Here is an 11,839-nt window from a genome sequence, read left to right as displayed (position 1 = left end):
CCCACCATGGACACCCAACCACTGAAGTCGCTACATAACCCGTCAAGGCGCACCTGCCAGGCACGATGGGCAGCACAGCACCGACGGCTATTTGCGCGGCATGCGATCAAGGACCTTCTGGTTTGCTTTCCTTCACAGCCCATACCGCCACCTGAGCGCGTGAGGTGAAGCCAAGTTTGGTCAGGATGTGTTCGACGTGGCCTTCCGCGGTGCGCTGCGAGATCACCAATTTGGCGGCGATCTGCTTGTTGCTGAAGCCTCGAGCGATAAGTTCGGCGACCTGCGCCTCCCGCCTGGTCAATTTCGCGGATGCGCGCCGCCCGCTGTCGGCGGGCTCTTCCCCGAGTGCGTACGCGACAGCATCGCCCATACCCATCATCTGGCCTCTGCGGTGTGCCGCATCGAATACGCGAATGCCGAGGGCCTCACGCGCTTTCCGCTCACATTCCTCGTGGAAGCGCGATATGTCCGGAAAGACAGCTCCTACGCGGCTTCCGACCAGCCAGATTCCCTGCGCGGCTCCCAGCAGAACAGCCGCGCGCTCAGGTTTGCCCTGGTCGGCCACCGTCCAAGCCAGGGCCTCGAGCTCGAAGGCGGTGAGTACCACGCTATTGGCGTGCTGGTTGACGCGCAACGATTCCTCTAGCAACTGTTCGGCACGGTCCAGCTCGCCTTGGTGCCATGCGGCAACCCCCAAGCCGCGTAGCGCACCCGAACGATAGAGGTATTCACCGCGTGCTTTGGTAATTGACAAAACTCGGTCGCAATACTCGCTCGCTCGAGTCATGTCGCCACGCAGTTCGTATGCCCAGCCGAGGACGGCCAGAGCTCCGACGTAGAGAGCCCCCGTCTGGTCCGAACTCAGTTTCTCGACCGCCCGCTCGACGGAGGTGCAGGCGTTGGGCGCATCGCCCCTGGCGAGGGCAAGGAAGCCGGACGTGTAGGCGATCTGCCCCTCGATCGCGGGCGTGGGTGACTGACCGACGAGCCCGCGTGCTTCGGCCAGCAGAAGGGCCCCGGAATGGAAATCCCCTTGTGCCGCGGCCAACTCAGTACCGCCGCACAGTGCCTTGACGCGTTCGGGTACCGATCGCGCCTTGGGAAGTGCGAGGGCGCGGTTGAGCCAGCCTCGGCCCTCGCCATGCAGACCGTCGAAGACCCAGAAGTCGAGCATTGCGGCGATGGTGCGCAACCCTGCGCGAGCGGCTTCCTCGGTGTCCTCGTAGAGGCAAAATTCGAGGGCTTCGCGCAGGTTGGGTAGCTCACGCTCGAGGCGTGCGATCCACTCCAGTTGCCGGTGGCTGATCCAGCCAGCTTCGGACTCCAACGCCAACTTTTGATACCAGTCGCGGTGCCGTCTGCGCAGCTCGGTGTCTTCGCCGGACTCACGCAACTTTTGCCGACCGTAGTCACGCATTGTCTCCAGCATCCGGAACCGCACCACTGTGTTCGATTCCTGCCGGATCAAAATCGACTTGTCCACCAGGCCGGACAGCACATCCAGCGGCGTGTCCGGTGCCAGGTCGCTAGCGCATATCTGTTCGACGGCATCGAGTTCGCAACTGCCAGCAAATACCGATAGCCGGGCCCACAATCGTTGTTCGGTCGGCGTGCACAGCCCGTAGCTCCAGTCGATGCACCAGCGCATTGTTTGCTGCCTGGACGGGGCGGTGCGGCTGCCCTGGGTCAGCAAGTCGTAACGGTCGGTGATCCTGCTCAGGATCTGGGCGGGTGACATCGAACGCATCCGGGCCGCGGCAAGCTCGATCGCCAACGGTAACCCATCCAAGTGGGCGCAGATTCCAGCAACCGCGGTCTTGTTGTCCTCGTCGAGTTCGAAGCCCTCGACCGCGGCCGCGGCACGGTCGGCGAACAATGTCACCGCGTCGAAACGAGGCAAGTCGGCTAGCGCCGGCTCCCGGTCCCCGTCCGGGACCGCCAGCGGCACTACTCGCAGAACCGATTCCCCTGCGATGTTCAGCGATTCGCGGCTGGTGACCAGGATCCGCAGCTCAGGACAGGCCCGCAACAATGTCTCGGTCAGTTTGGCTACGGCTTCCACGACCTGCTCGCAGTTGTCCAGCATGAGCAGCGTTTCGCACGAGCCGAGGAAATCGATCAACACATCGAGCAACGGCGTAGCCGATTCGCTGCGCACACCGAGGGTGGCCGCAACAACGTCGATAAGCAGCGCGGGGTCGGAGACCTCGGCCAGCTCGACCAGCCACACCCCGTTCGCAAAACCGTGGCGGATCCCAGTCGCGGCACGCAGCGCCAGTCGCGTCTTACCGACGCCCCCGGTGCCGGTTAGCGTCACCAGCCGCGAAGCCGAGAGCCGATTCTTCAGCTCCGACAGCTCACTGCGCCGGTTGATGAAGTTGGTCAACTCGAGCGGCAGATTGCCACTGTATTCCCTCGAGGCCGCTGTCGCTTTGCGCGGTACTTTCGGCGACGGCTGCTGGTCGGGAAGTTCCCGATTCGCTTCTCCCTGCAACGCCATCGCACCCACCGAAAGCCCGTGATATTGCTGCACCTGCCGCAGACTCTCCCCCAGCGTCGCCGCAGTGGGCCGTTCATGGCGGTCGCGGCTCATCGCTACAGCCACCACCGCCGACACGTCCTCGGGGATACCGCCCTCCCGCAGGTCCGGGACCGGCTGAGTGGTGATGCGCACAAACTGTGCCATCATGTTTTCCCCGCTGCGGCGCTCGAACGCGGCATGCCCGGTGAGCGCACAGAACAAGGTGGCGCCGAGTCCATAGACATCCGCAGCCGGGGTCGGCGCCTCTCCTTCGAGCACCTCCGGCGCGGAGAACGCCGGTGACCCGGTCACCACTCCCGCCGTCGTCTGGAACCCACCTGCGATGTGCGCGATCCCGAAATCGGTCAACGCAACCTCGTCGTACTCGGTGAGCAAAACGTTGGCCGGCTTCACATCCCTATGCACGATACCGAGCCGATGCGCGCTCTCCAGCGCTCCGGCGATCTTCACCCCGATCGACAGCGACCTCTCCACCGGGAGCGGACCATGCGTGCGGATCCACGTATCGAGGGAACCCAACGGGTGATACGGCATCACCAAGAAGGGGCGCCCACTGTCGGTGGCGCCAATCTCCAGCACCGTGACGATATTTGGATGCCCGGTCAACCGGCCCATCACCCGCTGCTCGCGCACGAACCTCGCCTTATTGTCCGCGTCCAGCTCCGCAGTCAACACCTTCACTGCGACAGTTCGTTCCAGCGCGGCCTGCCAGCAGCGATATACCACACCAAATCCCCCGTGCCCGATCTCCGTCGCATCATCAAATCCGGCGGCGGCCAACTCCACCGTGACTGGAGGTACCGCCTCACGGTGTGTTCTCAGCGGATCGTCATCGGTCATCGCGCGCGGGTGTGGCCCCGTCGACATATTTTCGGCAACCGAGCACCATGAACTCACCTTTCGCCGCTCACCAGCCTATAACTGGAAAATGTCAACGGATGGTTATCGTGCCGAAAATCCGCACATCGAGTGGCCCCAACCGCCCTGCCAGTACAGCGGTCTTGTGACCGCAGTGCGGGTACGGCCGAATCGAAGATCGCTCATGGTGGGACTGGATTGCGCGCGGATGGGCGGTCGTTACGCGACTGGCCACCGCGGACTGGCGGCGCTGCGCGACCCCCGACCAGCTCGCCTCGATGTTCGGACGCTTGGGCGCGGCTGTCACCGCTCGCCTGCACGGTTTGGTCTTCGGCCTGCGAGCGGGTGTCCCGGTGCTGGCGGCCCTCCCTGTCGCGGGCGGGAACAAGGTCACCGCGCAGACGCGGGCGCTGGGCTGGCCGGCATCGGTCGACGGCAGTGAGCGGCTCGACCGCAGCTCGCTGGTGGTGGCGGTACCTGTCGGAGCAGGTGCGCGATCAGACTTACGCCGCCGCATTCTCCTGATCGTGAAAAGGCTTGCGCACGTTCGTAGTCGACCGACTTTGGCTGCTCCGATGGACATATCGGTAATTCTGCGACATCCCTCGTGGAAACTGCCGACGCAGCCGCTCGACCAATGCACACTCGATGTCGGCGCGCGGACCGCAGTCAGCTCCCGTCACGGCGAGTGGCGCAACGACAATCGCTCGACTCCGCCAGCGGCTAGCCGAAGGTTCTCTTCGGATCGTGCGAGAAAGACGCTGAAGGGCTCATCTGCTGCCCACTCCTCGTAGGCCGCTTCGATCGCAGCGAGCGCTACGGCCAGTTGAAGGCGCGCTATCGGCCGGTCGCCCGGAGAAGTCCTCTCATCGACCCAAGCTCGCAGATCACGGTTGATCCACAGGGTGGCCTTGGCCAGTGCATCGGCCAGCGTGGGGTCCGCGGCCAGTAGCTGTTGCTTTACCGCGAACGACGATTCCATGGACCGAAAGCCATCGAGCAGGACCGTGACCAGCGCATCCCATAGAGGGGTACTGTTCGGCTGCTGAGCACGCAGCTCACCCCAAAATGCGACGTCGTCGGGGTCCGGCTCGGAGATGGCCGCCTCTTTCGACGCGAAGTAGGTGAAGAACGTAGTCCGACCCACCTCGGCCTCCGCGGCAATCTGGTCCACCGTGACGTTGTCATAGCCGTGATCGGCGAACAGTCGCATCGCGGACTCCCGAATCGCGCGGCGCGTACGCACCTTCTTCCGCTCGCGCAGTCCGAGACCCTCAGTGCGGCCATCCGCTCCATGTCGCATGCATCAATCGTACCATTACGTACTGAGTACATATTTGACTCCAGTCCGACTTTTCGTCTAGCGTGGGCTGTGCGTCGCTCGACGCAAGCGGAGGAGCCACCCTCATCGCTACAGCCCCGGACTCGAGACCAGCCCGGGACCAGAAAGGGATGCGCCATGGTGCGTTCATTGCCGACTGCGGCATCTCTCCACGAGGAGACATCCTCCGCGACTGGGCCTCGCGCGAGACGCAAAGCGAGTCGGCGCGTACGGCACGTTGAGCTCCGATCTCGTTCATAAGAGGACAAACAGCGAACGATCAGGACATGAAAGGACGACCGTGAAAGAGTTCGACCGGCTGTTTATCGGCGGCAAATGGGTACCGTCGGCATCAGCACAGAAGCTGCAAGTTGTATCGCCGAGCACCGAAGAAGTCGTCGGGTCGGTGCCGCTGGCAAACGAGAGCGACGTCGAGGCAGCGGCCGACGCAGCTCGCCAGGCGTTCGACAACGGCCCCTGGCCCCATATGACCGGCGCCGAGCGAGCGGATTATCTGCGGCGCATCGCAAAAGGCCTGGAAGACCGCCGCGAGGAAATCGAACGCGTCATCGTCGACGAGACTGGTCTGCCGAGAACGATCTGGGGGACCATCGACGGGGCTACCGCAATCTCGGCCTCTCAGGCCGAGCTCGCCGAGAACTACTTGTTCGAGGAGCCCCGCTCCGGCCAGTACAACAATGTCGTCATCCGTAAGGAGCCGGTGGGCGTCGTCGCGGCGATCGCTCCTTGGAACGCCCCGCTGTCGATCGGCTTCATGAAACTGGCCCCAGCGCTGATGGCGGGGTGCACCGTCGTGTTCAAGCCGGCCGAGGAAACACCTCTGCACGCGTTCATGCTGGCAGAAGTACTCGAAGAAATCGGTCTGCCGCCTGGTGTGGTCAACGTCTTGCCCGCGATGCCGGACGTGAGCTCGACCCTGGTCACCAACTCGAAGATCGACAAGGTCAGCTTCACGGGTAGCACCGCAACCGGTCGCATCATCGCGACTCTGTGCGCCCAGAACCTCAAGCGGGTAAGCCTTGAACTCGGAGGCAAATCCGCCGCCATCGTGCTCGACGATGTCGACCTCACTGCGTCATTGCCTGGACTCATCTTCGGGACCGCGGCGAACAATGGTGAGGCATGCGCGCTGCAGAGCAGGCTTCTCGCACCGCAATCCCGGTATGCCGAAATCGTCGAGGCGCTCTCGGCCGGATTCTCCTCCCTCGCGGTGGGGGATCCCCACGATCCGGCTACCAATGTGGGCCCGCTCATCAACTCGCAGCACCGGGCGCGTGTCGAGGGATACATCGAAAGCGGAAAACAGTCGGGCGCCCGCATCGCGACCGGCGGTGGCCGACCTGCGGATCTCGACCGCGGCTACTACGTTCAGCCGACCGTGTTCGCCGATGCGAAGAATGACATGCCCATTGCGCAGGAGGAAATCTTCGGGCCTGTCCTCACCGTCATTCCGTACCGTGACGACGCCGAGGCCCTGGCGATCGCAAACGACTCGCCCTACGGTCTGTCCGGCAGCGTTTGGACAAACGACCCCGAACGCGGCGCCTTCTTCGCCAACAGGGTCCAGACGGGCAATTTCGGCATCAACACGTGGTCGATGGAAGCGTCTGCCCCGTTCGGCGGATTCAAAGAGTCCGGTATCGGCCGCGAACAGGGCCGTGAAGGTCTCGAATCCTTCCTCGAGATGAAGGCAATCCACCGGCCGCTGCCGATGCAGGGCTAGAAGAAGTCGGCTCCCTAGTACGCGAGCAGCTTCCCCGAGGTCCACATTAGGTCGAGCTCCTTTCCGCAGAAACGATCGCGGAGAGGAGCTCGATCCAAATTCCTACCCGGCGAGTCCGCTCCGACGCCCTCGCGCGTATATTCGGGGCCGGAAGCGCGCAAATCGCAAGCCCGTCGGCAGGGTTGCAAATATTCCCGTCGATCGATGGCGAATTCCACGGTATCGATCGATTCCCAAAATCTCGAGTTCGACAGTTCCCACAAGTCGGCCGCTGGTGCCGACATGATCACGAGAGTACGTTTCCGACATGCGTATACGTGTGGACAATTCCAAGTGCGCCGGCCATGGCCAGTGCTATGCCATTGATCCGAACCTGTTCCCACTGGATGACTCGGACTACTCGAGTCTGCAGGAGCATGAGGTCAAACCCGAAGACGAGCAGAGAGTGCGGCAGGGCGTTGATGCGTGCCCAGCGATGGCCTTGATCCTGGAAGAAGATTGAGCCGGCACCACCGGTAACACGCTGGAGCGGCAAACCACCTGCCTCTCGACCAATGGGACCGCCGTCGAACAGCTGAACTCCGCGACTCGGTGAAGGCGAACCCGCATCGCGTTCGTCGACCGAACTTCGACAGCGGAGAAGCCTTGACAATTTCGTCATTGTGTAGCCCGGTCGCCCGGTCGGTCGGATACAGCAGACGGTGTCCATTGGGGCGTAAGTGTCCGCTGACCAACGGTTGTGCATAGATGCTGCCGGTTCAAGTGAGCGCCTTCACCACGCTGCGTCGGCTGCGCCAGCCGAACAGTTTCATCGGCAAGTTCGTCAGCGTCGCTGTCGGTCGATTACCAGCGACGCCCAAAAGATGCTCACCGCAGTCGTCGGACTACGGACCTGGCAGCTGATTGTCCCGACCAACCGATAATCTGTCGGAGGCAGGTTGCGGATGATGCTCGAGCTCAAACGCCTGATCTGGGCCCCAGCAGCACACTGCGGACGTATCCCTCGTTACCGCGATGGCCGAGTCGACGCAGGCCAGGCCCGTCCCTACGGCCATCGCCTGGCGCATGCGCGCCAAGTTATTCGCAGCAACTGGTGAATTGCAGTTCCCCAAACCCAGTCGACGAAAGCTGGCCAGGATCAGCGTCGTCGGCCCAGACCAGGGTCTGGAACAGCTGGTGGACGCGGGCCAAAAGGGCACCACCACATTCCCGACGAGTGCAGGACGCAGTCGCCGCCGGATCAGCGGCCCTTCGGGTCGTAGCTACGACGATCTTTGTTTGCGACGCCGCTATCTCAACTTACTTGCCCGCTGTCGTCGTTCTGCCCCGTAGCAGGGCAAATCGCATCGGCAACAAGACCTCCGGTTACTGACGCGCCTCCCGGAGAACATTCGTCGACAGCGATTGCGAGCCTGTCCAGTTCACGCTGCATCCCCACACATCCACTGAGCGCCCCGGCAACAGAGCGCGACGCGCCCGGTGTTTCTCCACCCCTTTGCGTTTGCAGCATCCGACGCTCGCGCCTACCTGACGAGCGGCGGATCGAGACGGTCCCGACTGACAGACTGATTGTCGAGTCGATCGATTAAGTTCAAATTTGCAAAGCTCAGCTACAGATATAGTTGTCTCATTACATTGATTTCGGTTGCGTCGTAAACATCAACAACTTCCCGAAAGCACCTGCAGCAGCCCACCGACAAGGTCGATCGACCTGGGTTCTCACCCCCGCCCGGCGATCGAAGCCGCAATGAAAGCCGCCTTAACAGCATCGGATCACCCTGACGTGGCCGTGTTCGATCGGCGCGGAGGACTGTGGCCAACTCTTCCATCCTGCGCTACACGGGCGACCAAGCAAGTCGGCATAGGTAAATTATTGAAATTAGATAAATTTAACATCTACACTGATACGCTACAGGGGCACGCAGCCGGAAGGGTTCGAAGGCGGAGATGTATACGTGGTTCAGCATCGATGATCACATCGCCGAACCGGCCGACGTGTGGCGTGTATGCACATTGGTCCTTCGGGCGCGAAGGTCGACTTCGACCCCGATCTGCAAGCGCAGCATGTACTTCTCCATGATCGAGGAACCCTGGGGCCTGAGCACCCGCGACTACAACGGTGTCGACAACATCCTGTGGGAATGCGACTACCCCCACTGCGACTCCCCCTGGCCCAACACCCAGGCCGCGTGCAAGGAACTCTTCGACGACCTCGACCCCGAGATCACCCGCAAGATCACTCACGCCAACGCCGAACAACTGTTCAACTTCCCACTCTCACAAGACCTCATCACGCAGTACACCACTCAGCAAAACTCAGCCGTGCGGACACGGTACGAGGCCAGGCGTATCAGACTGCGCCAGGCAACCCTTGACAAACATATGAGCGTTGCTACTCCTGGCAACGGCGCCAGCTGGAGGTATTAGGCATGGATCTAGACGAAATCAACCTGCTCGACACGGAGGCTCTCATTTCCGGAGCGGGCGATGCATGGTTCACACACTTGCGTGAGCATGCTCCGGTTTATCATCACCCCGAACCGGACGGCCCCGGATTCTGGGTTATCTCGAAGCACTCGGACATCAGAGCAATCAGCCGCGACGCCAAGGTCTTCAGCTCAGACCTGGAGAACGGAGGAAACGTCGGGCTAACGGCCCAGGAGCGGGAACCACTATTGGCTCTCGACAAGCATCTTGTAACGATGGACCCGCCTGAGCATACAGTCTTCAGGAGCCTGATCGAGCAGGCGTTCCGCCGAAACGCTGTCAACACGATGCAAGAACCCGTCCAAGAAGTGGCATCTTTGGTCTTCGACAGATTCCTGCAGAGCGACGGCGGCGAGATGCAGTTGGACGTCGTCGAGGGTCTTGCCGGCGTCTTCACCATGGGCGTGCTCGCGCATGTTCTCGGAGTTCCACGCGAAGACTTCAATCAGCTGTACCACGACGCGAATGTTGCGACCGGCTTCGCCGACCCTGAACTTGCGCCCGACTTGGCCAGCGCCAACAAGGCGAGAAAAAATCTTCAAGAATATGGACTCGCCCTTGCACGGGAACGCCGAGCCTCGCCGAGGAACGATCTGATGACCGGGCTCGCTCAGGCCGAGTTCGAAGGCAAACAGATATCGGACGAGCGGGTCATGGCGATTATGCTCCTGCTCCTCACCGCTGGGCACGAGACAACGCGCACCGCAATCCTCCATGGTCTGGATCGGTTCGTCGAATATCCAGAGCAGTACGCGGCGATCAAGGAGGATCCGAGCCTGATCCCGGACGCCGTTGAAGAGATACTCAGGTGGTCGTCACCCTTGGCATATTTCCGACGCGCTGCAATGCAGGATGTCGTAATCCGTGGACAACGAATCCCCGCGGGCTCCTCGGTCACCATTTGGTTCCTGTCGGGAAACCGTGATGAGGAAGTCTTCAGGGACCCGTTCCAGTTTGACGTAATGCGCAATCCGAATCCCCATATCGCCTTCGGAGGCGGCGGCCCGCACTTCTGCCTCGGACACGGGCTGGGGCGCCTCGAGATCACCGCTTTCTTGAAGGAGCTGACCAAGCGAGTACGGACGATCAAGCGCGCCGGACCGACAATCCCGTTGTCGTCCAACCTGATTCGCGGCATCAAACACCTCGAGCTGTCCCTGGAGCTCGAGTAGAGAAGCGGGCTCATCGACCACGCCACTGACTGTCTCGCCGTCATTCGGTCATACTCGCCAGCGAGGCAGTCAGCGAAATTTTGTCGACTTGGTTCGATTTCCGAATCGAGAGCAACCTAGCCGGAGTTCCAGCCTCTGGCAGGCGCAGCTGGCGTGTCTCGATGCATGCGACTGTCTCGCACCCGAGGTGGCGCATGTGGTAATCGGCCACTGCCGGATGGTCGACGCATGCCAGCCGCCTCTACATCGTTGGCTCGGTAGGCCCGCCGCGACCTATCCGCACGGCGGGTCCGGTACACGACCTAGCCGTGCCGCGGCCGTCGCGGATGTCTACATGGTGGAGGGGAACTCGGCGGCGTTCCTGCGTTCAGAACGGCTGTGGCGTGGGTGACGTGGTTGTGCGGTGACGGGTTTCGTCATGGCGATACGGAATGGCAATCCAAGACTTTCGCCGAAGTGGTCAGCCTTGGATCCTAGGAAAGGATTTTCCCGACAGTGGATACAGCGCAGGTCGGAGTCGGTACGGCGCCGCCGGGTGACACAAAGAGCACATGTGTCGGTGTCGTGCGTGAGACGAATCCCGGCGAACGCCGGGTTGCGATGGTGCCGAAAATCATTGCGGGCCTGGTGAAGCAGGGTGTGCAGGTGGTCGTGGAGGCCGGCGCCGGACAGGGGGCTTTGATCCCGGATTCGGCGTTCACCGAGGTGGGTGCTGAGGTCGGTGATCCGTGGTCGGCCGAGGTGGTGGTGAAGGTCGCCCCGCCGAGCAATATGGAGATCGCGAAGTTGTCGGCGGGGCAGACGTTGATCGGTTTCCTGGCTCCGCGTAATGCGGACAACAAGATCGGCGCATTGCGCGGCGCGGGAGTGCGGGCGTTCGCGGTGGAGGCGATCCCGCGCATCTCCCGCGCCCAGGTGATGGACGCGCTGTCGTCGCAGGCGAACGTGTCCGGCTATAAAGCGGTGTTGGTGGCCGCGTCGGAGTCCACGCGGTTCTTCCCTATGCTGACCACCGCTGCGGGCACCGTCAAACCGGCCACGGTGCTGGTGCTCGGCGTCGGGGTCGCGGGTCTGCAAGCCCTGGCCACCGCCAAACGTCTGGGCGGACGCACCACTGGTTACGACGTGCGTCCGGAGGTGGCCGATCAGGTCCGGTCCGTGGGCGCGCAATGGCTGGATCTGGGCATCGATGCCGCCGGGGAGGGCGGATACGCGCGTGAGCTGACCGAAGAGGAGAAGGCTCAGCAGCAGCGGGCCCTGGAGAACGCTATCAAGAGTTTCGACGTCGTGATCACGACCGCGCTGGTGCCCGGTCGTCCCGCGCCGCGTCTGGTGACTGCCGCGGCGGTGGAGGGGATGAAGCCGGGCAGTGTGATCGTGGATTTGGCGGGGGAGACCGGTGGTAACTGTGAGCTCACCGAACCGGGTGAGACGGTGGTGGTGCACGACGTGACGATCGCGTCACCGTTGACCTGCCCGCGACGATGCCCGAGCACGCCAGTGAGTTGTACGCGAAGAATATTTCGGCGCTGCTGGAGCTGATGCTTGTCGACGGCGCCCTGGCGCCGGATTTCAACGATCAGGTCCTCGCGGACTCGTGCGTCACCCGAGACGTCGAGGCCGAGGCGAAAGCGGAATCGACTGTGGCTGGTACGGATTCGACCGCTTCGAACGGGTCCGGTGCGGGATCGTCCACTGATGTCACGGATTCCGCC

General features: G+C 62.4%; 6 protein-coding genes and 1 pseudogene. 5 read left to right on the top strand and 2 right to left on the bottom strand.

The features are described from left to right. Positions 1-106: 106 nt before the first annotated feature. Entirely contained in the window at positions 107-3,382 is a 3,276-nt protein-coding gene (locus K7711_RS46775) for a protein kinase domain-containing protein (protein ID WP_222979600.1), read from the bottom strand. Between the two features lie 697 nt (positions 3,383-4,079). Next, on the bottom strand, positions 4,080-4,613 hold the full coding sequence (locus K7711_RS46770) for a TetR/AcrR family transcriptional regulator (protein WP_235748890.1): 534 nt from the start codon (positions 4,611-4,613) through the stop codon (positions 4,080-4,082). Between the two features lie 409 nt (positions 4,614-5,022). Here K7711_RS46770 and K7711_RS46765 point away from each other — a divergent pair, with 409 nt between their 5' ends. From K7711_RS46765 to K7711_RS46745, 5 genes and pseudogenes are all read left to right on the top strand, one after another. After that, positions 5,023-6,465 (top strand): aldehyde dehydrogenase, encoded by a 1,443-nt coding sequence (locus K7711_RS46765; protein WP_222979596.1) that lies wholly within the window; start codon positions 5,023-5,025, stop codon positions 6,463-6,465. Between the two features lie 307 nt (positions 6,466-6,772). After that, positions 6,773-6,967, top strand: a complete 195-nt coding sequence (locus K7711_RS46760) for a ferredoxin (protein WP_222979594.1) — start codon at positions 6,773-6,775, stop codon at positions 6,965-6,967. A gap of 1,574 nt (positions 6,968-8,541) precedes the next feature. Continuing rightward, a complete protein-coding gene (locus K7711_RS46755) occupies positions 8,542-8,892 on the top strand; it encodes an amidohydrolase family protein (protein WP_222979592.1) in 351 nt (116 codons plus the stop codon). A 2-nt stretch (positions 8,893-8,894) separates the two neighbouring features. Beyond that, positions 8,895-10,124, top strand: a complete 1,230-nt coding sequence (locus tag K7711_RS46750; RefSeq protein ID WP_222979590.1) for a cytochrome P450 — start codon at positions 8,895-8,897, stop codon at positions 10,122-10,124. Positions 10,125-10,724: 600 nt separating this feature from the next. Continuing rightward, a pseudogene (locus tag K7711_RS46745) lies at positions 10,725-11,839 on the top strand (NAD(P) transhydrogenase subunit alpha); the annotation flags it as partial.

Source organism: Nocardia coffeae, assembly GCF_019890715.1.
Taxonomy (GTDB): Bacteria; Actinomycetota; Actinomycetes; order Mycobacteriales; family Mycobacteriaceae; genus Nocardia; species Nocardia jiangxiensis.
This window is presented reverse-complemented; position numbering and strand designations above follow the sequence as displayed.